At 44.9% G+C, this 22,177-nt stretch carries 30 protein-coding genes; 2 read left to right on the forward strand and 28 right to left on the reverse strand.

Annotation, left to right across the window (positions count from 1 at the left end; all coding sequences use genetic code 11):
• Positions 1-35 precede the first annotated feature (35 nt).
• The gene (locus ABMB67_RS04975) at positions 36-356 is read right to left on the reverse strand and encodes a hypothetical protein (RefSeq protein ID WP_354571292.1); all 321 of its coding nucleotides are present in this window, start codon (positions 354-356) and stop codon (positions 36-38) included.
• Between the two features lie 140 nt (positions 357-496).
• Between ABMB67_RS04975 and ABMB67_RS04980 the strand changes: the two genes are divergently transcribed.
• The gene (locus tag ABMB67_RS04980) at positions 497-706 is read left to right on the forward strand and encodes a TFIIB-type zinc ribbon-containing protein (protein WP_354571293.1); all 210 of its coding nucleotides are present in this window, start codon (positions 497-499) and stop codon (positions 704-706) included.
• A 598-nt stretch (positions 707-1,304) separates the two neighbouring features.
• Here ABMB67_RS04980 and ABMB67_RS04985 read toward each other — a convergent pair.
• From ABMB67_RS04985 to ABMB67_RS05030, 10 genes are all read right to left on the reverse strand, one after another.
• The gene (locus tag ABMB67_RS04985) at positions 1,305-2,495 is read right to left on the reverse strand and encodes a siphovirus ReqiPepy6 Gp37-like family protein (protein WP_354571294.1); all 1,191 of its coding nucleotides are present in this window, start codon (positions 2,493-2,495) and stop codon (positions 1,305-1,307) included.
• Positions 2,431-2,913, reverse strand: a complete 483-nt coding sequence (locus tag ABMB67_RS04990; protein ID WP_354571295.1) for a hypothetical protein — start codon at positions 2,911-2,913, stop codon at positions 2,431-2,433. The genes ABMB67_RS04985 and ABMB67_RS04990 overlap by 65 nt, the downstream gene beginning before the upstream one ends.
• Before the next feature lie 95 nt (positions 2,914-3,008).
• Positions 3,009-3,149 (reverse strand): CD1375 family protein, encoded by a 141-nt coding sequence (locus ABMB67_RS04995; RefSeq protein ID WP_354571296.1) that lies wholly within the window; start codon positions 3,147-3,149, stop codon positions 3,009-3,011.
• Between the two features lie 64 nt (positions 3,150-3,213).
• Positions 3,214-3,351: a CD1375 family protein gene (locus tag ABMB67_RS05000; RefSeq protein ID WP_354571297.1), complete on the reverse strand. Its 138-nt coding sequence runs from the start codon at positions 3,349-3,351 to the stop codon at positions 3,214-3,216.
• Positions 3,344-3,817, reverse strand: coding sequence for a hypothetical protein (locus ABMB67_RS05005; protein WP_354571298.1), 474 nt, complete (start codon positions 3,815-3,817; stop codon positions 3,344-3,346). Before ABMB67_RS05005 ends, ABMB67_RS05000 begins: the two co-directional genes overlap by 8 nt.
• Before the next feature lies 1 nt (position 3,818).
• Complete coding sequence (locus ABMB67_RS05010) at positions 3,819-5,003, reverse strand: hypothetical protein (protein WP_354571299.1); 1,185 nt, start codon at positions 5,001-5,003, stop codon at positions 3,819-3,821.
• A 13-nt stretch (positions 5,004-5,016) separates the two neighbouring features.
• Positions 5,017-5,865 (reverse strand): phage tail family protein, encoded by an 849-nt coding sequence (locus tag ABMB67_RS05015; protein WP_354571300.1) that lies wholly within the window; start codon positions 5,863-5,865, stop codon positions 5,017-5,019.
• Between the two features lie 4 nt (positions 5,866-5,869).
• Complete coding sequence (locus ABMB67_RS05020) at positions 5,870-8,266, reverse strand: hypothetical protein (protein WP_354571301.1); 2,397 nt, start codon at positions 8,264-8,266, stop codon at positions 5,870-5,872.
• The gene (locus ABMB67_RS05025; protein WP_354571302.1) at positions 8,267-9,781 is read right to left on the reverse strand and encodes a tape measure protein; all 1,515 of its coding nucleotides are present in this window, start codon (positions 9,779-9,781) and stop codon (positions 8,267-8,269) included. It lies immediately after the preceding gene.
• A 55-nt stretch (positions 9,782-9,836) separates the two neighbouring features.
• Complete coding sequence (locus tag ABMB67_RS05030; protein ID WP_354571325.1) at positions 9,837-9,935, reverse strand: zinc finger domain-containing protein; 99 nt, start codon at positions 9,933-9,935, stop codon at positions 9,837-9,839.
• Between the two features lie 143 nt (positions 9,936-10,078).
• Between ABMB67_RS05030 and ABMB67_RS05035 the strand changes: the two genes are divergently transcribed.
• Positions 10,079-10,159 carry a putative holin-like toxin gene (locus tag ABMB67_RS05035; protein WP_354571326.1) on the forward strand — a complete coding sequence of 27 codons (81 nt, stop codon included), beginning with the start codon at positions 10,079-10,081 and terminating at the stop codon, positions 10,157-10,159.
• Between the two features lie 166 nt (positions 10,160-10,325).
• On the opposite strand, the gene ABMB67_RS05040 is transcribed toward ABMB67_RS05035, so the two are convergent.
• The 17 genes from ABMB67_RS05040 to ABMB67_RS05120 all read right to left on the reverse strand — a co-directional run bounded on the left by ABMB67_RS05040 (position 10,326) and on the right by ABMB67_RS05120 (position 22,062).
• Positions 10,326-10,853: an SHOCT domain-containing protein gene (locus ABMB67_RS05040; protein ID WP_354571303.1), complete on the reverse strand. Its 528-nt coding sequence runs from the start codon at positions 10,851-10,853 to the stop codon at positions 10,326-10,328.
• Positions 10,854-10,919: 66 nt separating this feature from the next.
• Positions 10,920-11,498, reverse strand: a complete 579-nt coding sequence (locus ABMB67_RS05045) for a bacteriophage Gp15 family protein (protein WP_354571304.1) — start codon at positions 11,496-11,498, stop codon at positions 10,920-10,922.
• A 9-nt stretch (positions 11,499-11,507) separates the two neighbouring features.
• On the reverse strand, positions 11,508-11,900 hold the full coding sequence (locus tag ABMB67_RS05050) for a hypothetical protein (RefSeq protein WP_354571305.1): 393 nt from the start codon (positions 11,898-11,900) through the stop codon (positions 11,508-11,510).
• Between the two features lie 130 nt (positions 11,901-12,030).
• Positions 12,031-12,474: a phage tail tube protein gene (locus tag ABMB67_RS05055; protein ID WP_354571306.1), complete on the reverse strand. Its 444-nt coding sequence runs from the start codon at positions 12,472-12,474 to the stop codon at positions 12,031-12,033.
• Positions 12,467-12,871: a phage tail terminator protein gene (locus tag ABMB67_RS05060; protein WP_354571307.1), complete on the reverse strand. Its 405-nt coding sequence runs from the start codon at positions 12,869-12,871 to the stop codon at positions 12,467-12,469. Before ABMB67_RS05060 ends, ABMB67_RS05055 begins: the two co-directional genes overlap by 8 nt.
• A complete protein-coding gene (locus tag ABMB67_RS05065) occupies positions 12,868-13,224 on the reverse strand; it encodes a minor capsid protein (RefSeq protein WP_354571308.1) in 357 nt (118 codons plus the stop codon). Before ABMB67_RS05065 ends, ABMB67_RS05060 begins: the two co-directional genes overlap by 4 nt.
• Positions 13,221-13,559: a putative minor capsid protein gene (locus tag ABMB67_RS05070; RefSeq protein WP_354571309.1), complete on the reverse strand. Its 339-nt coding sequence runs from the start codon at positions 13,557-13,559 to the stop codon at positions 13,221-13,223. Before ABMB67_RS05070 ends, ABMB67_RS05065 begins: the two co-directional genes overlap by 4 nt.
• On the reverse strand, positions 13,537-13,944 hold the full coding sequence (locus ABMB67_RS05075; protein WP_354571310.1) for a head-tail connector protein: 408 nt from the start codon (positions 13,942-13,944) through the stop codon (positions 13,537-13,539). The genes ABMB67_RS05070 and ABMB67_RS05075 overlap by 23 nt, the downstream gene beginning before the upstream one ends.
• Before the next feature lie 12 nt (positions 13,945-13,956).
• Positions 13,957-14,253 (reverse strand): hypothetical protein, encoded by a 297-nt coding sequence (locus tag ABMB67_RS05080; RefSeq protein ID WP_354571311.1) that lies wholly within the window; start codon positions 14,251-14,253, stop codon positions 13,957-13,959.
• A 52-nt stretch (positions 14,254-14,305) separates the two neighbouring features.
• Positions 14,306-15,223, reverse strand: coding sequence for a capsid protein (locus ABMB67_RS05085; RefSeq protein ID WP_354571312.1), 918 nt, complete (start codon positions 15,221-15,223; stop codon positions 14,306-14,308).
• Positions 15,224-15,241: 18 nt separating this feature from the next.
• Positions 15,242-15,880: a hypothetical protein gene (locus tag ABMB67_RS05090; RefSeq protein WP_354571313.1), complete on the reverse strand. Its 639-nt coding sequence runs from the start codon at positions 15,878-15,880 to the stop codon at positions 15,242-15,244.
• Positions 15,881-15,967: 87 nt separating this feature from the next.
• Entirely contained in the window at positions 15,968-17,065 is a 1,098-nt protein-coding gene (locus ABMB67_RS05095; protein WP_354571314.1) for a phage minor capsid protein, read from the reverse strand.
• Positions 17,065-18,549: a phage portal protein gene (locus tag ABMB67_RS05100; protein WP_390189867.1), complete on the reverse strand. Its 1,485-nt coding sequence runs from the start codon at positions 18,547-18,549 to the stop codon at positions 17,065-17,067. Before ABMB67_RS05100 ends, ABMB67_RS05095 begins: the two co-directional genes overlap by 1 nt.
• A gap of 17 nt (positions 18,550-18,566) precedes the next feature.
• Positions 18,567-19,850, reverse strand: coding sequence for a PBSX family phage terminase large subunit (locus tag ABMB67_RS05105; RefSeq protein WP_354571316.1), 1,284 nt, complete (start codon positions 19,848-19,850; stop codon positions 18,567-18,569).
• On the reverse strand, positions 19,847-20,746 hold the full coding sequence (gene terS / locus ABMB67_RS05110; protein ID WP_354571317.1) for a phage terminase small subunit: 900 nt from the start codon (positions 20,744-20,746) through the stop codon (positions 19,847-19,849). Before terS ends, ABMB67_RS05105 begins: the two co-directional genes overlap by 4 nt.
• A 46-nt stretch (positions 20,747-20,792) precedes the next feature.
• Positions 20,793-21,038, reverse strand: a complete 246-nt coding sequence (locus ABMB67_RS05115; protein WP_354571327.1) for a hypothetical protein — start codon at positions 21,036-21,038, stop codon at positions 20,793-20,795.
• Between the two features lie 130 nt (positions 21,039-21,168).
• Positions 21,169-22,062: a DNA-methyltransferase gene (locus tag ABMB67_RS05120; protein ID WP_354571318.1), complete on the reverse strand. Its 894-nt coding sequence runs from the start codon at positions 22,060-22,062 to the stop codon at positions 21,169-21,171.
• Between the last annotated feature and the right edge of the window lie 115 nt (positions 22,063-22,177).

Raw genomic sequence — 22,177 nt, forward strand, 5'->3', positions numbered from 1 at the left:
TCAAATTAAAATAAGCCGCATCTTTTTAGATGCAGCTATCTATTAATAAAGCTATCAACAAGCAAATAAATCAGCCCTCCGCTTCCAACAAGTAAGCCTAACAGTTTCCAGATTTGTTGCTGAGTGTAGCGCCGATGCTCCCGGGCATATAGGTCGTTTTTTAAGACATGATTTAAAAGCTGTTGGGAAAGCTCTTGCTGTTTTCCGCTCTCTTTGAGGACGGTTTTTTCAGTCTCAGCCAACTGTAGTTTCAGCTCACTGTTGGCCAGTTCTTGCTCCTGCCTATAGATTTCAAGTGACTGGATTCGATTCTCATGATCCTGAACCACCTCTCGCATGTCTTTTTCCTCCTCCAAACTTACTCCCTCCCCTTATCTCTGTATTGGAGGTTGGTGCCCCCACCTTACTACAAAAAAAATACATTTAACATTACTTTTGACGCAGGATAATTTACTCTTTTAGCGGAATATTAATAGGTGTAAAGGAGGTGAAATCAATGGTAATCGTTAATTGCCCCAACTGCGGACAAGATTTTAAAGCCTATGCTCAAATGAGCGAGCAGTCGTTTAAAGAGCTTGAGCATGTCATCAATATTGAGCGATGCCCTCACTGCAATCAACTTGTCCGCTACACTAAAAATAGCATGAGATACGGAACGATCAACCTCAAAAAACAATTTGACATTAACGATCCCTCGAGTTATTAGCTCCTTATAAAAAATACACCTACTCAGCGAGTGGTGTTTGTTGCGCATCATCGTCCTTCTTTGCAAAAAGAAACCTCACCTTATGGCGAGGCTGAAAATTTCTTATGAAAAAGTGTAAGTCCAAGTCATCGTACCCGTAACCCCATTACTGCCTGTGTAATCAAAGGTTATATCAACTGTACCGGCAGATACTTTGTTTACGTTTAAGTAAACATGATTTGAAGGGTTAGGACCCGTAATATCGACTGTAGCTATACTCTCATCGCTACTAACTGGGTTTGAATAGATTGCTGTTGTTCCATCGGCTCCGGGTAACGCCACACTTAAGTTGACATTCGTAGAAAGTGCAAATGGACCATGAACAGACTCATCTTCAAACGGACTTGAAATGATAACATTTGGTTCACTATTCTCGCCTTAACCTTCTTTATCTCTCGGCTTTATAACGAGCCTTCACCATGCAAGCGACTTTCATCGCACACGGCGATCTATCAACGAAACACTTGTGTTACTTATTTCCCCAATCTTAATATATACTGATTTCTGAAAATTAGGAAGAAATATTTTTTTCTAATGTCAAAAAAAGATACTCCTTCTTTCAACTCCGACTCGTCACTGTAGCATCCCTATAACCCTGACTTACCTTATCCATTATTGTCGGCGAATCCTTACCAAACACAGCATCCAACCTAAAACCGCTACGCTCGTAAGTCTCAACCACCTCTGTAATGCGCTCGTCCATCGTCACCCCCCAATCCCTGTTTTGCACAGTCACAATGTCGCCTAAATCCCAATCACGCTCGTAAACAAACGGACAGCTATCCAAGATAGTTCCCTCGAAGGTTCTGATTCGCTGGCGTTCAGCAAGTTTTTCCTCTCCACGCTGCCGCAATAAATTAAGGATTTCCTCTTCCGTCAGCCAGCCATCCGGATAGACCGGATTCCTGTCCTCATCCTCAGTAGGCTGAGCGTCTCCATTACCTATGTCCCGGGCATCGACAAACATCTCAAACCGATCCAGTCCCTCAGCATCCACATCGCCTACCTCCACAATGAGCCGTTCAGCGCCTTCACCTTGTCCAGCAACATACGCAATATTTTTATAATCAAGTACGCTATCGACAAAGCGCTGACTCTGGACAGCGTCAAATTCGGGCGATAGGATGACAGGAGGGAGAACGGACTGACTGGCCGTGAGGTTCCTCCCCTCTTTAACATCAAATATCCAGCACTTGCTATCATAATCGAGCGTGATAAACCATCCTAGGCCGGTAAGCAAAGATAAGCGCTCCATCTCTTCATCTAACTGTTTCCACCGCGTTTCCCACAGGTCAGTTGTGCCCCGCTCCTGATCCACAGCAGCCAGCGCAACCTGCGAGATGGCACGCTTTGCATCAGCCGGATTGATGACATTAGTAAGGACCAGCTTACGCATGTGCGTCTCTGCTGGTCCGTTTGTTGATTCAGTGGCAGCTCCTTCTGACGGGATGGCCGGTAATCTACTTAAGATACCTTCAAGAGTTGAGCCTCTTATTGTCCAGTTTTCCGATGCTTTACCCGACTCCGTTAGTTCGACTTCCATATGCTCGATGATGACGGCCTTGTGAACCTCGTTGCCAGGAACGAGAAGCGCACCTTCCTGTAGATACTGAGCGTTGTTACTGTATCGATTGACGACGAACTGAAACTCTCCTGCCTTGTGCCAGCGCCTTGTGAGCATGAAGCTATCGTAAGCGTCGATCTCTCCTAAAAGATTGAATTGTGCGTTTATGATGCGGATTGGTTTCATATGAGCCCCCCAAATTCAGATAACTCTCGGCAATTTTTTTCAAAACCGTACCTTTATAGACTGCTGTTCTTTCTGCGAAGAATAGTATTAACAAAGCAGTAAATACAACGACCAGTAAAATAATCCCGACAATTATATCTGCTATAACAGAAGAAGCTGAAGAATTTGATGATACATTAAGAATAAATGCAGACAGTAAAGCTAATGAAAACCCTAATAGAATACTAAACGCATGTCTTTCTTTCACTTTTGCTAAACTACCTTCAACATGAGCAATTATGACTTTAATTTCTTGGTTGTTTATAGTGTTATTCTCTAAATGATTCTCAAAGAAATCCTTTAAGCTCAACACCATTTTAAATTCGCTTTTTTCCTTCAAAATTTTGTTGATAGAGTTTAGCTTTTCCTCCATTATCATCACCTCACCACCTATTACGAACGTACTAAGCAATAAGTTTCAGATGATTTGATGAAATTAAGAAGCCCTACTACAAGTAAGGCTTCTCTCTGTCTTCACCCCTCTAACGGCTTCCCATCCGCGCCAAGCCCCAACGCCTCTAACTCAGCCTGTACTCCCGGCTTTAAATTAGCCGGCACCGTCTCAAATGGCCGTCTGCCCGCAATCACCAACGTAACGTAAACAGTAACTAACATACGATCATCTCCTTTTAATAAAATTAAAAACGCCAACGTGATCCGTTGCCGCCATTTGCGTATCCTATTCATTTTCTAGTGCCTGCCTTACGTCTTCGCGGATATTATGCGGAACTGCCGGAACGTCAGTGTCGTTCTCCAGTGACCGCCGTCCTGCTTGGACAAGAGCTTTATACGCCTCGATGATCTTCGCCTTAGACATTTGCCTCACCTCCTCCCAGTATTAGCTCGTACATTTCAGCAATTGCTTCATACGTGTTTAATAGGCTGATCATTTGCTCTTCGTATACGGCCGCTGTCGCCTCGTATGCGTCCAGCTGGGCGGTGATCTGCTCCTCGTAGACTTCGGCGAGGGCTTCATAGAGATTCAGTTCCAGTTCTTCGATCGGGTCGAGCGGCTCCGGATCAGGGGTGGGTACATAATCGCCAACCGTCGTTTCGACTCGCTCAAAATTTCCTTCCTCATCAAAAATGAGAGTGATTTCGCCCCTTGTGTCATATGCCTCCCAAATATTAGCGATTACTTGAAGATCGTATATTTGTAAATAACTTAGATTTGAAGGTAATGAAGGAACTTCTAATTGATCAATAATTTTTCCATTTTGCAAACCCTTGTATCCTGTTAAATCTACTAATTCTTTACTTGACTCTTCATAGATCAGTATCACTTTAAGCCCTCCTTACACGCACATTCCGGACGTGCAACGAACCATTTGTATCCGTACCTGTACTACCGTATTCCGATGCAAAGAAAGCACTTAATATAATCACTGTGTTTGCCGGAACGCGCCTATTCATTGTCAAAGTCGCACTATAGTAAGCAGTGCCTGTGGTCGTTTGGGTAGTTTGGAATAATGGTGAAACTCCAGGCCACACTCCAGTAGAGTTTGGACTTGTTCCGCTAGGACTCGCCCATCTATAATTAGCAAATCCGTCAGGCAGTAAGCCATTATAGCTTAAAACATTGGCGGTACCTAGTGGGTTTTCGATAGTTAAAGCAAACTTTGTTGAGACTGGCGCATTCTGGCCAGTGTAGCGGGGGCTATATTGAAAATCGATTCTATACATACCGGGATGCTTTAAAATAATTCTTATTCCTTGATACATAAGATCGTATCCTTGCCGATTTGACCTTGAAGCATGTGTTGCATAAGTTACCTCTTCGGTATTATAAAGTTCTTGTACAGCAGTACCCGGAGTAGCGATTCTGGTTAAATCCTCAAGTTGTTCAACCTGTTGAGCACTCATGAACCCCGCCTCGGTTGGAGTAGCTATAGCATGAGCATCACCACCCGCCCCAATATGAGCATCAAGCCTGTCAATTACGATCTGTAGGGCGTCGGTGATTGACGGCAAAATATTAGAGGACACCAACGGACACAATTCTTTATCACCCCGCTCATCCATGATGTCGGAATCATCAATAAAGCTCCGACCGCCAACCACCCGGACCTGAGCTAGTGACAGCTCGTAAATGTTACCCTCCCGTGTCAGAGCTGGAGGTACAGGATTAGCAGCAGGCTCCCCTTGCAACACTCTCACCTCAATTGACCGCGCTGACAGCGACAGATCAAGCCGTAGCACAATGCGATCAATCCGATCTAACGAGTTATCCGCTCCAGCAAGCGTCACAGGCAGCGGCACGTCATACAAGCTATAAACATAGCCCTCGATCCAGGCATAACCGGTTTGTACTTGCACTGTCATGCCCTCTCTTGCCTCAACCTTGAGCGTGTCTGGATCGGTGAGGATGCCGGTATTGATGAGTGGTTTTAAATATTGCACAAACTGCTCGGCGGGGTATTCTCGCTCATCGCTGGCTATGCTGTCAAACGGCAAACTAAATTCTGGCATACTATCTCCCTCCTTATATACCAACGTATCTATTTCGATAGATCACCCTCACACGAGTGAGCGTGCTGTCGTTGTTGCTACTGTATTCGATCAAGTTATCGCCAAGTTCAAGTTGAAAAAAAGACGAAGCCAAATCAATGTAATTAAACGCATTTTCGCTCTCGCCGTTTGCCCGTTGTATCTCAACTCGTTTTTGGCCAAAAGCGGTATTTATGAGCAAGATGTCGTCCGCTCCAAGCTCACGATTAACGGTGATATACTCGCCGGTCGTCCGGTTATAAATCGTTGGATTTTGAGCAGGCCCTTTAAACTCAATCTCGACCGGCGTCGGCACGTCCCCAACATTGGTGAACGTCCGTTGATAACCTCGATGGGCAAACTGCGTCGGTAGCACAAGCGGAAATTTAAGGCCTCCCATCAAATAAGCCATTTGCTCGCCACTGATGTAGTTATCCAACAAAAACGGATTCGGACATTCAAACTCCACCAGCACGCGCTGCCTGTTCGGCCAAAGGTTATGAGAGTCATCATTGTAGATGACTTTACGCGGCACGGCCAAGATCGTCTTATTTTGATCAACAAGGGTCAACTCCCCCATGCCGTCCTTTGGGTTAAAGACACGGCTGATCTGCCGCCTGCACTCTTGGACATGCTGCGGACTAATGCCATCAAATGAAAACAAAAGACTGACATCCCTCGTCTCAAAATTGGCCCCAATAAAAGTAGCCCCGTCTTGATACGGGGCCGATTGCATTTGCAAATCCGCATCTGGACTTGATAAGCCGGTAATCCTCACGACTCTATAGATAGAGGAGGGATCGTCGAGTAATAAATCCCCCCTTTTGTTTGACCAGGTTATCATTGCCTCACCCCATGCTTAGCGCCCGGTCCAGACGCTTGATTTCTCGCTCCCGCTCGGCCGGTGTCGATACCTTAGGACTGTTAATTGTGATGTTATTTGTCTTGTTGTTATTGGTTGTGGATTGATTGGTCACATTGCTGCTGCTCGTAAGTGCAGAGGATAAACCGGATAGTGCCTTGCCTGCATTAATAACAGCCCCAATTGGTGAGCGGTTAGTGAGAGCTTTGCCCGCACTGCTAATTGCACCACCAACAGGTCCTCCTCCTGATCCTCCACCACCCGGCATAGAAGGTGGAGCGGGTGTCGGGACATTAAAGGCGCTCCGGATGGTCTGAGCGATTTTATCAGCAATTCCTTTCGCTGTAGCGATGAGCTCATCTTCCATAGACGCCATACCTTCTTTAAGTCCTTCCATTGCCGATTTCCCGATATCGGGCATTTCCTCAGCCATACCAGTAAACTCGCCTGTTGTTCCTTCACGGATTCTACTCACCTGTCGGGACCATTCGAGACGTAGTTCATCGAGTTCAATCTTCGTATTTTCCCGAAGCTGTTTTATCTGCCTGTCGGTGGTGCTCTTCATTTTTTCTAGTTCAGACTCTGCCTGTTGCTGTGCCAGTTGATTTTTTTGCTTAAAGAGATTGCTATATTCTGCAAGTTCGGCGTCCGTAAGTCCATTTAACGCTTCGATTTCTGCCGCTGCTTTCGGCCCCATCTCCCTGAGCTCTGCCAGTAGCCCCTTATCGATTCCACGCTTTGCTAGACTTGCAATGTTGCGTGACCAGTTTTCAAACGTCGTCACTTGCCCACGTAGATTTTCAATGAGCTGTTGTCCGCTCACTTCCTCTTTTTTGGTGACCTCATCAAAAAGACCGGCAAAGCTCACAAGAGACTTTGTCCGGGCATCTAAGGTCTTTTGATATTCGTCACGCAAGCGTTTTTCTTCCGCGATCAAGCGGTTATTGATTTCTTCCCGTCTGCGGTAATAATCCTGATCGAGCTTTTTAATTTGCTCGACCATTTGCTGGCGGACACGATAAAGCTCGCGTTCTGCTTGCTTGCGAAGCTCAATGTTATTGATATAGGTGTCATGGACCCGTTGCCATGCGGCAAGCTCGTCCGCTAAGCTCATCTCATTGTAATATTTCCGCTCATCAATCCATGCTTTCGACTTGTCAAAGGCTTCCTTTTCAAGCTTTTGCTTCTCCTCTTCCACAGCTTTTTTAACACGATATATCTCCCGTTCCAGCTTCTCATATTCCTCGCTACCCGCCTTGTAGCGTTCGATCATCCTCTCGTAAGATGTTAATTCCTGCTCGAGGGTCATTTGATTAAAATACTTCCGCCGCTCGATAAATTTCATCGAGGCATCAAAAGTTTCTTTTACATACTTTTCTTCTGCATCTTTAAGCTCTTTGGCGATCTTGCGCCGCTGCTCGGCCGTCTTTGCAAACTCAAATTCGATTGCCTTGAGAGCTGCAACATACTGCTCTGTGCTAATCTGCCCCAGCTCGTATCGGCTGGCTGATGACTTCATGGCCTCATCAAACTCTGCCTTCACGCGGTTAGCTCCATCCTTAGCCGCTTTGCCCGCCTTTTTAGCATCTTGCATGATTGACGTTATCGCACGAGTCGTCGCGTCTGTTACAGGTTTCCACACACTATCAGCAAGTTTCCCTGATGCCTTTTCAACTTCATCTTTAGATTTCTCTAACCCAATAACCATCCCATCGCCAAAATCATTCGTTAAACCTATAGCAACCCTTGATGGAGAGTGAATTTGTAGGATGCTTTTAACTGTGCCAGTGATAGCGTCTGTTACGTTCTTAACAGCGTTCTTAACATCTTCAACCTTTTGTGTAATCCCGTTGATAAGCCCTTGAATAATGTCTTTACCGATCTGTAACAAATCGATACTGCGTAAGAACTCGACAGAAGCATTCCAACCCCTGACAACATTATTCTTGGCTTCCTCCATTTTCTGCTTAACCGCATTTACGATGTCTTGGAATTTCTGCTGCACGGTGTTCCAAATATTCGAGAGAACTTCGGTAAAAAACGACCTTACCGTCCCCCATATCGACGTCACCGTGTCTTTAGCCTGTGTAGTTCGTTCCCGGACGGCAGAAGCGATGTTGTTAAAAATGTTTTGGGCAATTGTTAAAATGGAGGCCCACAATGTTGAGATGTAAGTTTTAAACGTGTCCCATACCAGCTTAGCATTATCGATGAGCGTCGTGATAATGGTAACAACAGTATCCTTAAGAGCATTCCAGATCGTCTGAGCTGCGTTCTTGATGTTATCCCATATTTGAGAGAGGTTGCTTTTAAAACTCTCCATGTCGCCGGTCACTAGGTTAATAAGCAACAGGATAGGGCCAAGAATGACGTTCTTGACCAATTACCATGCAGCCTTAGCAGCCGTTTGAATATTTGTCCAAACACGCTCGAGCATTGCACGGATGTTTTCCCAGATTTGCATTGCGTTGGTAGAAATCGCATTCCACATCGTCGTATAAAAATCAACGATTGGCCCAAAGATCGCCATGACCTGGGCGACAATTTCATTCCACTTGGCTACCACTGCATCCCATATGCCCGTGGCAACCTCTACAATCGAATTCCATAGTCCTGTGAAAAACTCTGTGATGCCTGACCAGATTGAGACAAAAAATTCAACCGTCGAAACCCATACTTCCTTCAACCAGTCCCAAACGGCAATGCCAACTTCTTTAATGCGTTCCCATAAGTTGATGAAAAAATCGCTGATCGGTTCCCAGTTTTGGTAAATGAGGACTGCTGCAGTAACGACCGCCGCAATAATTAATACCCAAGGATTCGCCATTAAAACAAGATTCAAAGCTTTTAATGAGGCGGTCAAACTATCAACTAGACTTTTTACTGTATTAAACCCAGCGAACGCAACAACTGCAGCTCCAATACCAGCTGCTACAGCCCCGATTATTGGAAGCCAAGGTTTTAATGTGTAATAAACTTCTTTAATTCTTTCTATTAACGGAGGTAAAGATTCTGCAAGCTGCTTTAATACTGTCTCGAAATGGCCACCAAATTCTGCAATCATGGTCCGCATATCCGGCAGCCCATTTGATGTCAACATTTCATCAATCGCTTGTATAATAGCAATGGTTCCACGAGTTACAGCAGTACGCATGTTACCAAAGACATTTCTCCACGATGCCCCTGCCTCTTTCGCTGCCCCCTCAATCGCAACGAAGTTATCTGTTCCTTCCATCATGGCTTTGGTGACAACATCAACAAACTCGTCCGCTGATATTTCGCCATTTTGGAAGCCCTTCTGTACTTCCTCCATGCTTTTTCCTGTGGCATCAGCGTACATTTCAGGCGCTGCGATACCTGCATCGTATAAACGGTTGACCTGGTCCATTGTCACTTTACCAGTAGTAAGCATCTTTGCCAGCGCCTCTGTTACATTTGCTAATTGCTCATTACTACCGTCGCCATAAAAGGCAACAGCGTCACCCCAGGCAGCGACATAATCAGTTGCCTTTTCGATCTCCGTGCCTCGAGTAACAAAGTTTTGTACCGCTTGCGCCGCAACATCAAGCCCATAAGCTGTACCTGTAACGGCATCACTTGTGCGGTCTAGCGCAGCTGCGGCCGCTTCGGTACTGCCTGTAATTGCCGTCATGGTACGGTCAAAAGACTCCATGATGTCAATGCGGTTAAAAGCGCTTTGTATGGAATCTCGCACCATGCCGATCGCTTTTGCCCCAAGCGCAACAAAGCCCAAAGCAGTCACAATCTTCCCTATTCCTAACGATGCCTTTTCTCCACTTTTTTCAAGTCCTGATAATTGATTGTCGAGGCTCGCGACGCCTTTCGCAACACTCCCGTCCTCCAACATGACATCAATGACGACTCTACCATCCGCCATAAAAAATCACCGTCCCCCTCGCGCATATTTCTAATCGCTTGGGGTTCGGGACCCTCTACAGCTTAATTTTGTTAATTTTTCCGCAACGTGAACACTTTATTTCTGCCTTTCCCTGTAATTTCCCGAGCAGTTTATTACATTGCTCACATCTCATCTCTTTCAAGTTATCACCGCCTTTTAAGGCAACAAAAAAGCACCCCTTCTTTTGGGATGCTCCATGGTATAATATTCCTTGTACAATAGAATCGGCTCACTCAAGGGTGGTCTGGCTCATCCCCGCGAAAGGGGGTGAGGCTTATGACAGTATACGAAGCACTAACACTGATGGTTGCTTTTGGCGCACTCGTCGCCATGCTGTCGCAAGACAAAAAGAAATAGACCTCCCTTGAGCCTGTCAACTTTAGGGGATGGTCTATTTCTACGACGCATTCGAGCCAGTCACTCTTGAGAGGACAACTATTGTGCGTGACCGTAAGTGTTTGCCGCACTTGCGGTCTTTTTTATCCTACTCAATTATTGAGTACATTATAACATATTCCATGATTTATCCAAGTAACTCCTTCTTTTTGGCATTGAACTCATCTTCGGTTATAATACCGTCGTCAAGAAGACCTTTAAATTTCCTTAACTCATCAGCACTTGAGAAAGCCGCATCCTCAAATGTCTCCTCTTTTGCAATCGGATGAGCTTCTAATTTTTTTAATTCTGACTGATTTGTAGCAAACAGATTCGCTTCAATCATGTACTTTTCTTTTGTTTCAACATCCATAAAAGCCATTGTATAATTCGTTTTCTTTTTCTTCTTTGCTCCGATAGCTCCGCCTAGCAAAGTACCGATCCCAGGCGCAAATATTGTCCCTATCGCCGCACCTGTTAAAGTTTTGGCTGTACTCATTTCAGCTATCGTTTTCTCAGAAAAACCCAAGAAATAATAGTCTTTTTTATTCACATTAACAATACCTTTTTCCTTTGTATACATAATGAGGTAAGAGGATTCTTTTTTCTCTCCAATTTGTCCCGATATCACTGTTACCACAACGCCCCGAGTTTTAAACAAGTCCATGAGCCCCATAATATCACCGTCCTTAATGTCTTTACGGTTAATTATGAGAGAATGTTCCAAATGATTCAATACATTCTAGGAGGATTGTGTTATGCCTTGTAGAGCATATTGCTTTTTGGCCTTCTTGATCTGCTCGCGCTGCTTGCCAGTTCCCTTGCCCGTTGGAAGCTCCATCATTCGGATGTTCACTACTTCTTTAAACTTCGTGTCTGCTCTCAACCCGACGAGCAAGGCGCGGAATTTGTACCAGTGCAGCTTCCCTTGCTCCTCAATAAGATCAATACCATAATCCTGTAAAAATGACGCATAGATGTACTCTGCATCTTCAATAAGCGAGTAGACTTCTTTATTCCCTTTGCCGCTCTCCGTCGGCATGGGATTGCCTTTAATATCAACGGCCTGTGAGTTCTCACTGCCTTTTGAGATACACTTTTCAAATAAGCTCATCAGGATGTCGCGTTTCTTTTCTGGATCACATTCCAGATTTACCCCGATTAACATTTCAAGGCCTGTCTCTATTTTAGTTAGATCATCAATTTCATCATTAGCTATAAGTTCAAACAAGCGTAAGACATTATCAAAGGCAAGATCAATCGTAAACTCTTCGCCGTTTATTTTCACGGTATTGTCAATTGGAAAGGCCAGCGAGAACATTAGCCTCACCTATTTCTTCTTTTTCTTTGCTTTGAGATACTTTTTTGCTTTATCAGCTTGTGACAACTCATGCCCCATTGCCTTTAATTCCTTTTCAAGTCCTTCAGCAATTTGTTCAAAGTATTTAGTGAGCGAATAAACGGATGGCGTTTGTTCGTAAATTCGATCAAAAGAACCTTCACCCAACATGAAGTCGAATCCACGCCTTAACGCATCTTTTGCCGATTCTAACGCTGCCAACTCATCATTCTTGTCAAATTCAATCGCCATTAATTCATCCTGAAGTTTTTCGGCACCTTTTCTAAAACGAATAATTGATTCATCTGAAGTATCAAAAATAAATTTTAACTCTCCAATTTCTACAGGTATGCCCGTTTGTTCCGTCTGAATTCTAATTGCCACTGTAATCCCTCCTCATCATTATAAGGCGCCCGTCAGGACGCCTTATTCGTCATTATCTTCGCCTGGTGGAGTAGTTTCGCCCAGCAACTCTTCTGGCTCTTCTGGCTTTCCCCCGTTATCCGGGGGACCATCAGGGAGTATCTGCCGGCGTCACTTCTGGCGTCGTATCAAACGAGATAACGCAGTTGAATGGTGCGTACTCCGTCGCTTCCCCTCCAGATGTGACAATATCAGTTACTGTGGCGCGGCCTTCTGCAATTTCACCATTTGATTCCACCTTCTTAAACATAATCTTCCGATTGTCGCCGAGCTTCCGCTTTAATCCGTCGATAAATTTCATTGCGGGATCCTCGTCATCGTAAAGACCCTCGAAAGAGTATCGTTCAGCTCGGGAAATGAGGTCAGTTTCCGGCGTACCGTCACCATCATAGTAACCAGTCTCCTCTGTACTCTCATCAGAATCATCCGTCACGGAAGAAATCCACTTCGCCAGCTCCATGTATGCCGGCTCATCGCCATTCTCGGGAATAGGAGCTACAAAATAACTCGTTAATGCATTCTTTTGTCTAGCCATCATTTACCACTCCTTTAATAAATAAATCAGCACTAAAATGAGCGCCGTAAATGTAATACTTATCATCCTTGCTAATTACGTTAGGATCGGTTGTGATAGTAATGCCACTAAATTCATAACTGCCGTTAGCGCTCGGTATATCGTCAATCTCAACTAGGAGGCTAGTGATACGCAATAGTGTTTGATAAGCTTCTAGCTGGTTCTCATGCTTAGTCATTACTTGGAAAGCAAATCCTTGGTCCTTTGATCCGTCGTAATAATGACGATAGTCATTTGCGGGCATGACCATGACAGCGATGCTATTACCGTTAGCCAAAAGCGGTGAAACCACAGTCGCATAATACCCTTGCTTATCCAACGTATCGATCACAAGTCGTTCTAAAAAATCCATTGTCATAATGTATCCCTCATCGCATTTTTCGCAACGTTTACCCACTCGGGCAAGTGGGCCGCACGGGCTCTTTCATACCACATTGGGCCGGCGCTCGGATTCTTGTCTCTTGAAAAATTCATCCTTACGCCGAAGTAAAGTTTGCGAGCATATGGGGTATCCCACGCCACCAGTCCCTCGTCAAGATTCGATGCCCGAACACTGCTGTCAATTAAGTTACCAATGTCACGTGGCGCAAACCGGTTGCTGTCCTTAAGGACTTGCTGCGCTACTAAAAACCTAGCGCGCTTCGTCGCAGATGCTAACTTAGGCTGAATCTTTGAGGTGTCCACTCGAACCCTTATTCTGCTCCTGCTCATCGGATATCCACCTCGTAATGATGCGGCGTTTTAGGATCGAGAGCATAAAGTGCGTCACAAGCAACAACGCGGTAGTCATGGCCATTAAAGTGCACCTTTGACTTCTCCCTCAATCGCTTAAAATTCGGCGTGTTTACAGCATCAAGAAAGATAACGCCCTGCACTTGGACTTCCTCCCCCGTACCATCCCGCCTTAGCTCCGCTTTCGGCTGCACCAACACAAAAGAGATGGTTTCAGCCGGTGCAAATTCATCACCGAATGATCCATCCCTTACGAATTCTTCGTATTCAATTGAGTGGATAAGGACTCTTTTAGGAATAGGACGTATACGCACTATCCAACACCCCAATTCCACTATATAGGAGTCCTGTTGGGGCCAAATAATCAATCAAGTTAGCGGCTATCGTTTGGTCTGCCTCTCCACTGGACCGGACGCCTCCCCCGTAAGAAAACTTACCGATAGAAACTCCAGTCACATCATCACCAGTAATCGAGATACTCGTCCCGCCATTGAGCTGGAAGAATTCTACTTGAGCAGCAGTTGCTTTTTTGACTTGCAGCTGTACGAACGGCGCAAGCCTCTCAAAGTCATTGATCGCATAATTCGTTACCTGATCAACGACCTCTGATGCACGCTTGATAAAACGAGGGAGGTCAGCGTCCTCCACAGGCACTCCTTCATAGTCGTTTTTGTAGTAATCCACTGTGATGTAAGGCATTAAATGGCCCCCTTACTCCTTTGGTTCTTCCTTGGTATCCAATTCTTTTTTAAGCTTGGTGTTTTCGGTTTTTAGCTTCTTGATTTCGGCCTTGAGTTCAGCAATTTCTGCTGCAGCATCTGAACCCTTAAGGTCCTCTAATTCCTCACGCAACTTGTTGTACTCCCCAACAGGTACCGCCTTACCTCCAGTTGCATGTTTAATAATAGCTCCACTTGCATTAATCTGGTCATAGCCTTGCTTTAGATAGGCATCCACCCGACCCGAATCAATATCCAGAATGCGATTCCCCTTTTTTACTTTTGCCATACTATCCTCTCCTTTTTTGAAGAGGGGAGAACCAACTCCCCTTGAATCTTAATTATTCGTCAGCATCCCCTGAACCTGAGTCTGCCGCAGTTACATGCATTTTCACGCCTTTGACTTTCGGCTCCAGTAGGAATGTATCCCAATATTTCCGCTCGTAGTACAACCATTTCCCCCCTGTGGCAGCGCTCGGCTGATCCAAAGAGACAAACTCGTATTTTTGAGGTGTTAGTAATGCGGTCGGATGGATCAAGATCATATTGATTTGCTGAGCTCCTGAATACGGAACTGCTCCGTCAGTAAAGTTATAGAGCGTCTTCATACGGCTTGATGGTACAGTTTCAAGCTCTACTTCATCAAGTGATCGGATATTCCGATTAACCGCCGCTGCTTCCCCTTTTACTTCAAGAGTGCGCTGAATTTTCTCAGCGTTTTTCAAGATTTTCTTAACGCCCGGCGTTACATAAAGGATACGTCCTTCTTGCGGTACCTCTGCCTCATCCATTTCCTCCATCATATCGTCAAAGATAGAAAGAGCCGTGGCCTCCGTGATTTCCTCCGATTTGGGTGATTGTCCGTAAGACATGTACTCATCAAATAACTTGGATGCCAGGTATTTATCCATTTCGGGAATCTTATGCTCATCATTAAAGACGCGAGTGATGTTGGCAATAGTTAGGGCCATGTTTGTCTCATCGATGTCTTGCGGATCGACTAAAGTTTTAAACTCACGGTCATGCTCCAGTGTCTTAGGAATCCATTTATTATCTACCCGGCGAGTGTAGTTCCCCATTACGTCACGATCCACATCCGTAAACCCGCCTGTCGAAATGTTAGGGATTTGAATGGTCTTTGCACTCGTCCAACGAATAAGGGCATTATTCGGCGTTTCATATAATTTGCTGAAAGCAAGCCCTTTTGAATATTTTTGTTGAAGCGCTTGTTGATATTGTTCTGCATAGTTTACAGGCATTTCACATCACTCCTTTTATTATTTAAAAGCTTCGGCCCATTGATCGGCTAAAGATTGTGGCTGCTTCTTGTGCTCCCCTGTGGAAAACGACGGTTTTTCGACTTCCTCCTTTTTCTCTTGCTGTCCTGCAAAGTGTGGATACTTTTCTACCACCTTTGCGATCGCAGCATCCATGTCCATATCGTCATTGACCATCCGTTTGGCTAAAGTGACTACATCCTCAACAGATTCAGAGAGGACACCAGCTTTCATGGCGCTAATCTGCGCTTTTAAGTCGGCATTCTCTTCGGCTGTCGTTGTATAGTTCGTTTCCAGTTCTTTAAGCCGTTCAGCTTGCTTCTGCTGCTCGGTTTTTTGTGACTCCTGCCACTCCTTAAACTGCTTCATTCCTTCCTTTGCATTGTCAAAGTTTTCAATGCCTAGCTGCTTAAGTAACTTTTCTTGTTGCTTGCGAGTCTCTTTAGCAATGAGATTATTGACATCTTCCTGAGTAAATGTTTTTTCATCTGATGTTTGTTGGTCACCAGTACCCGATTGATCACCTGATTGGTCTTGTTGTTGAGTATCTCCCCCAGCTTGAGTTTCGGCTTGCTGGTCGCCCTGCTCCTCACCATCTGCAAAGAACTGTAAATTTAAAGGTAATAATCTATCTTTCATCCTTAACCCTCCATTACGGATAATGTCCTTCTGTTTTGTTTAACGCCCACTACAGATAACGGGCATAAAAAATAGCCGCATTTGCAGCTAATAGATTTGCTCCCGGTTATACCGCCGGGTTCTGCCTGAATCACTAATAAACTCACGCATAATCGCTTGTCTATCTCTCACCTTCCGTTTTGCTTGCTCAACTCCTATTTCATCTTCCATCGCCTCCATCATGCTTAATTCTCGTTTGGCATAGCGGATTCTACGCTCCAAATAGCGCTGCCGTTGCGATTGCTTATAAGCCTCGTCGTTTTCCTCTCTGCTGAATTCAGGCGGGCGCGGTATCGACACTTCCTCGATAAATGGGTAGAAGATATGCCCGCAGTTGATCCCTCTAAGCCCAGCCAGTTCTCCATAGCTCGTCTCGGACAACGGCGGGTAATTGTCGCTCGTCCCGCTCCTACTGTAAATCTTGCCCTGATAAGGAGCGCACCTTGGCCTTGCTCCCATATGACTGGACACTTCTACAAGATCGACACCATGCTCATCCATTCTGGCAAACTGCATATCATTCGCCACTTTGTTGGATGCGGTCCGTATCACCATGTTCACGTATGCTTCTGTCGTCCATTGCTTTCCGGCTCGGTCGATCAGGGCGGGCACGCCCCTCTCTGCCCACCTGCTAGCAACTTCTCTTAGCGCTTCCTGTGGTGTTTTAACTCCTGTGAGAACTAAACCACTTGCTTCATTCAGAATGTTCACGTAGGCCGATTCTGCCTGGCTGAGCATTGTTGTATTGATGAGACTAAAGGATTCGCGGGCTTGACGCTGATAAGCTCTTAAAATATCTTCAAGAACAAAAGATTCCTCGGGTGGCTCTATAACCCTCCCTAATCGAACGGCTTCCTCTAGCAGTTCGTCTGTTTCAGCTACACTTATATAACCCACTTCCTCTAATAATCGAACTACTTCATTTACAGCCATTTCACTATACTTGGCAATTGTAAGTATGTTTTCTTGATTGAGAGCGTTCAGTTGATTCAATTTGAAGAGATGCCATGACTCAAAGCCCTCCTCATCGAGCAGGGAGCGGTCATATTTAAGCTTCCGGGCAATATTAATAAGGATTTCTTCTTCTATTCTCAGGTAAATATCCGTGATTGGTTGAGCTTTCATTTGATTATGTTCAGGATTCATTAGACATCAACTCGACTCATCCCAAAGAAATCGATCGCCTCTGCTGTAGCAGTCTGCCCTTCCTCGGATATCTCTTTCATGAGCTGTTCTGCCTCATTGGCAGAAAGACCGTGTATTTTCATAATCGCCTTCTTACGAGACGTGAGCTTATTACTTACCAGCTGTACTTGCTTATTAATCTCGGCTGTCTGATCCTCGGCAATGGAATCATCAAAAGTAACGGTCACTTCCCATCCCTCGTCTGGCCGGTTAAACAATTCATAAAGCTCAGCCGTCTGGACAATGACCTCTATTAACTCTGTAAGGCCAGCTTCAATGACATTCTCATGAGATTGCTTGCTCTTAAATGTCTTGCTGTTTTCGCTCACAACCTCAGTAGCAGTCTTAACGCTCTGTCCATCAAATGAAAAGGCTCCCGAGCTAAAGCCCGTTTGCGACGCAAGCAAATTGAGTAGCGCATTAATGGCAGCTATATGCTCTTCAACCCGAAGCTCCACCGTACTATCATGGATTTTAAGCTCATCCATGTTCCCTGATCCCATCGCCTGATAGATCTCGTCGTCAGCGTCAAAATATCGATGCGGAACTCCATTTTCATCAAAGACAGTTTTTACTGCGGTAGCCGGCACGATAATCCGGCGTTTCCCCAGACGGAACTCCCTCTGAAAGCTGTCAAAAGCAATGTCTATAGTTTTTAATGTATCCAAGGCATTCGCATAAAGCGGAATCCCAAGCGGACTATGCATGTCGATGTTATTCGCAATATTCGGCTTAAAATACACGAAATTTGATCGCTTAAACGCCTTGATCCTCACCTCTTCTTCTAAGTCAGGGAATAGCGTGGAAAGCGGGATTTGTTTGCCTAAGTCTGAGCCGTGCTCGGTCACAAAGAGCTCGTTTTTAATGACGTACTCTTCCCCTTCCCATAAATGCCACTCCAGGTGCGTGTATTTCTTTTTCCCTTTGCGAATTTCGTTCGGGAACACCGCCTCGCGAATGCCCTGGTTATCCCAACTGATCGGGATGAAGCAATCAGCAGTCACATACGACAATTTAATTCTCCCGTCACCAAAGTACGGCTTGATCACCATACCACCAAGTGCAAACTGGAACTCAAGGTAGTCCTGAAATCTTTTGACGAACTTATTCTCTTCAAGTATGTTGTCAATGTTCTTTTTTAAACCCTCATCCGAAATATTAATCTCGCAACGCTCGTTAAAGATCAAGGAGGCCATTTCCTGTGACACGACTTTCGCCATTCCAAGTGTGGCCATTTTCCTTTTTTGCGATCCATTGATGGTGGTATACATCACATCATGCCACTCACTAAAAAAGCCTTGATAAATGGCCTTCCACTTATCAATCAGCTTGTAAAATTCATCGTTGTCAGGAATCTGCTTGAGTTCCGACATGTTTTTGATGTTTTTGACCAGCCCCATCCGTTGTAACACCCCCTTGAAAAAGCCTTTTATTTTACGGAACACTGTTGTCACCGCCTTCCTTAGAGGACATAGCGCTTATAAAAATAATTATTGCTGTATCTGGCCTCGTCCATTGCATGGTTATTCTCGTCTATCGGCTTACCGTTATCATCACGACAATACATTCCTACTTCTTTAATAAAGTTGTAATGGTCATATTTTTCTGTTTCCAGAAGGAGAAACTGTTCATTCGTTATGGAGCTTTGCAGCCGCTCGATTCCGACCTCAATTCCCTTCGATGACCCTTTTATGTCCTTTGCGTTATTATCAGCCGGGCTTGTCGCTACCCCCAACATGTGCAATTCTTCGCGCAAGGATTTACAGGCAGGATCGATAAACACCTCTGAGCGGCACATATCAAACTTATCTTGACACCAAAGGATGAAAGTTTTTATTTCTTTCGCATAAGTGCTCATAGCCTTCACTTGGCCTGTATCGGCTCCACTGTGATAATAGTGAGCCACCCTATTCAGTTTGTAATCAAATTGCCGGTGTTTTCCCTTGTGTCTTGTGACTATGTTGCAGCTCATGCTAGTAGCATCACTTTGCCCACCATCACCAGAAAAAAACATTTCAATTTTCTTCCCTTCGAGCTTCTGCTTAATATTGTTTTTCATATCAAACATGCTATAGATGACTCCCGCAGGGATCACCCGCTGGCCTAACCAGTCACGTTTAAAAAGATACGGATTCTTTTTCAGTGTTTCATATATCTCCTGTTTGCGCTCCTCTGTAATAATTGGGTTATCATCGATGGTCCAATGAACCCACCTTGTTTTTTGTACCTCAAACACTTCCTTGATGACCGGGTGATTCGGGGCTGGCGGGTTAAGATCGGCAAGGTGATAACGCATTTTCGCTGCGAATGTTCGACGGAAACACTCCTGAATAAAATCAATGTGCAGCAAGTCAATCTCACAAAAAGCAACTGATCCTAAAGACATACCGGTAATCGCCTTTTTACTGTCCGCTTTCCCTCCCCCTTTGTAATACACTTTCTTTACACCAGAAGGAGTGTGGACTTCCAAATGATCACCATGCTCATCATGCTTGATCTTAGCAAGGTCGCCGAAAATATGAATAAGGCCGAATCCGTCGCACTCCATAAATAACCGGTAAGCCTGCTCTTGATTATAGGCTGCGACTAAATGGTTTTGATCTGGAGCCATAGCCAAATAATCAGCATAGCGAAAAACGCCTGCCGTTGTTTTCGATGACCGGGGCGTTCCCTCGTTTACCTCTAAGGTGTGATCGTAAGGCGCGCGAATAATTTGCAGTTGTTTAGGCGAAAACGTTATGCTCATTCATCATCACCCTTTTTAGCAGCAATAAGCGCTTCAAGCAAGGAAGTATCTTTCTTGCTTCCTTTGATAAGCTCAGTGCGAGCTTTGACAAATTCAGTTTCAGCCTTAAGCTTTTCTTCTTCAAGCTTGCGTTTATTAATAATGTCGTCCAACTTCAAGCGTTCTTCCATCTCATGCTTAAGCTTTATAGCCGCGTGCTTTTTTCCTTGTATGCGCGTGAGCGCTTCCTCTATTTTTAGAATGTCATCAATCTTGCGGTAGGTCGTTTCTTCCTCTTCCGTGACGATCAATTGCTCCTTCTTAACCGTTTTGATCTCGACCTTCCCGGTGCGCTCATTATAGGTCTCAACAGGCACTTTCTCAGTAATACGCTCTTTCAGAACACGCTTTTCACTTTCAGTTAACCCCTCTACAATCGCCCTAATACGTTGCATCATCCTTCGCTCACGAATCGACAGGATGCGAATATCCTCTTCGATTTGCGAAAGCGGGGACGTGTCGATCATCTCAAAAAGCACCTGTTCTTCATCTGTCAGCGTATCGAAAAGAATGCTCTCATACTCGCCTGTGACAAGAGCATTCTTATTGCCGATAGGAGCAGCACCCCCGCTATTCCCTAGTGCGTTCTTATTACCCGAAGGCGGACCGCCTGCATTTCCCTCAGCGTTCTTGTTCCCTTTCGGTGCTCCTGGACTGCCCCGTTTAGGAGCGCTCCTTTTCGGAATAGGAGCGCTCCCTTTCAATTCTTCCTCCCACTTATCTGTCGCCTTCCATTTGCGGACGGTCGAACTGGTCACTCCAAGATAAGCAGCGATGTCTTTTAATTTTGCTTCCCCATTGGATTTCAGCCATGCTTCTTTGGCTTCGTCACGTCGAGGGTCTCTTGGCCTTGGCATCTACATCATCACCCACCCCCATAATTTGGATTGAGTTGAGTTTGTTTCAGAAATCGTCTCGTTGTAGTTCAAGATCGAGTTCGATGAGCTTCTTCAAATCGTCTACAGAGTCAATTTTAATATGGCCGCTCTGAAAGTCTTTCACCCATCTTGTAATACCGGCATTTACAATTTTGCGATATTTCTCCTTAGATTCATCTATCGCTTCTACCTGGGCAAGCTCGTATTGAAGCAACAAGTTTTCTTTATCTTCGCCTTCAACAGAACGTTTGTTTGTATTTTTCATTGCCAGAACACCTGACCTTCGCTAAAATTGGAAGTGAGAGCGTGAGATAATGCTCAACCGTGGCCACGGCTTTGTCACGCTCTCCGTCAGGGTTCTGCCCTGGGGTCAAGGGGATGTTGGTAGCATCCCCTTATATTTATGGCTGTAGCAGTTCCGGCTTTATACCAGTAAACTGCTCGAAACGCTTTTTAATCACATCACAAAAAACCGGATCGAGCTCCATCGTCCGGCACTCCCTATCTGTTTGCTCACAAGTCATCAAGGTGGAGCCGCTACCACCGAATAAATCGACCACAATATCTTGCCCTCCACTACTGTTTTTTAAAGGAATGGCGATTAGCTCCAATGGCTTCTGAGTAGGATGCACGTATTTATTGACATCCCCTCGGCTTATTTCCCAGACTGTTGACGGCTCTGGAACCTCATCAAGAATGCCTGTCCTCCAGACCGTTGACTGTTTGCGATCTCCATACCACTCTGGGGCCTTCCCTTTCTTATAAGCATAGAAGACCGGCTCATGCTGCCAGCGATACTGACTCCACCCAAAAGAAGGAGAGTTTTTCACCCATACGCACTGAGAACGAACAACTATGCCATGCTTGTTCATGGCATTTTCAAACTCTCTTTGATAAGAGGATCCGTGAAACACATAAATGGCCGCACTGTCTTTCATTAAATAATCATAGCTGCGAAAAACTCCGTCCAAAAAGCTATCGAACTCTTCTGTGGTCATATCGTCATTTAAAATTGACTCGCGACCCGATTTATTAAGCTTTATAGAGTCACTTTCCACCGCTACATTGTATGGAGGATCTGTGATTACAAGATCAGCTTTGTCACCCTTCATCAACTTTTGAATATCCCCTAAATTGGTTGCATCACCACAAACTAAAAGGTGACGCCCTAATTTCCAGACTTCACCATAATTCGTTTCAGGTTCTTTTATGTTTTCTACAGCCGCCTCTACATCAAAGTCGTCTTCTTCAACAAAGTCCGTATCATTAGGGAGACTTTCCAATATTTCATCCAATTCCTCCTGATCAAATCCGGTGTATTTGGCAAGTAGGAAATGTATGATTTGGCAGTTAAAAATGTAGCTACTTGCCAACATCCTTTTTTAACGATTGAGTAATGATTCTTTGTGT

The organism is Halalkalibacter oceani (genome assembly GCF_040544555.1).
Lineage (GTDB): Bacteria > Bacillota > Bacilli > Bacillales > Bacillaceae_D > Halalkalibacter > Halalkalibacter oceani.